At 47.4% G+C, this 935-nt stretch carries 1 protein-coding gene; it reads right to left on the reverse strand.

Annotated elements, in window-relative coordinates; translation table 11 throughout:
* On the reverse strand, positions 1-935 hold a 935-nt coding region (locus R7Z50_RS25350), incomplete at both ends, for an AMP-binding protein (RefSeq protein WP_411979513.1).

Below are 935 nucleotides of genomic sequence, written 5' to 3' on the forward strand. Positions count from 1 at the left end.
AACAGGCCGATTTCAGCTGCGCTTTAATGCTACCGATTAACGCATCATCCAACTCATCTTGGCTTTCTAATTGAACAAAAAGCCAGATCTGTTCATTTCGATCCACTTCTTTCCCAACCGCGATGGAGTCGACGATGCCATCAATAGCATTCACCTGTTGGTAAATTTCTGCGGTACCAATTCTGACGCCACCTGGATTAAGAGTGGTGTCACTACGGCCATAAAAGACAAAACCGCCAACCTCACTTTTTTCTACATCGTCGCCATGATGCCAAACATTATCGAACTTATCCCAGTAGGCGCGATGGTAACGCTCGCCTGAATCACGCCAGAACCCAGAAGGAAAATTAGGCAGTGAATTGGTGCAAACCAGCTCACCTCGTTCACCCACGACACTGTGACCTTGTGGATTAAATACTTGCACATCAACGCCTAAGCCTGCGGATTGACATTCTCCTCGATAGACTGGTGATATCGGATTGCCTAATACAAAGCATCCGCAAATATCTGTGCCCCCAGCAATGGACGCTAAATGTACGTCTTCCTTTAAGTGCTCGTAAACGTAATCGAATTGCTCAGGATAAAGTACAGAGCCAGTTGAGCAAATCGTCTTGAGTGCGGGGAAAGCATCGGCTCTTTTCGGTGAGAATTGCGCTTGTTCAATCGCTTCCAGATATTTAGCCGACGTACCAAACAAGGTCACGTCAGCATTTTGAGCAAGGTTCCACAGCACCTTGTGAGAAGGATAAACAGGGCTACCGTCAAAAATGACTAAGCACGCTCCGCTTGCCAGGGCGGAAACGTGCCAATTCCACATCATCCAACCACAGGTCGTGTAGTAAAAAACTCGATCGTTCGGTTGAATATCGCAGTGCAGTTGATGCTCTTTGACGTGATTCAGAATGGTGCCTCCGACCGAGTGCACGATGCATTTG

It is taken from the genome of Vibrio sp. 1249-1, assembly GCF_033340495.1.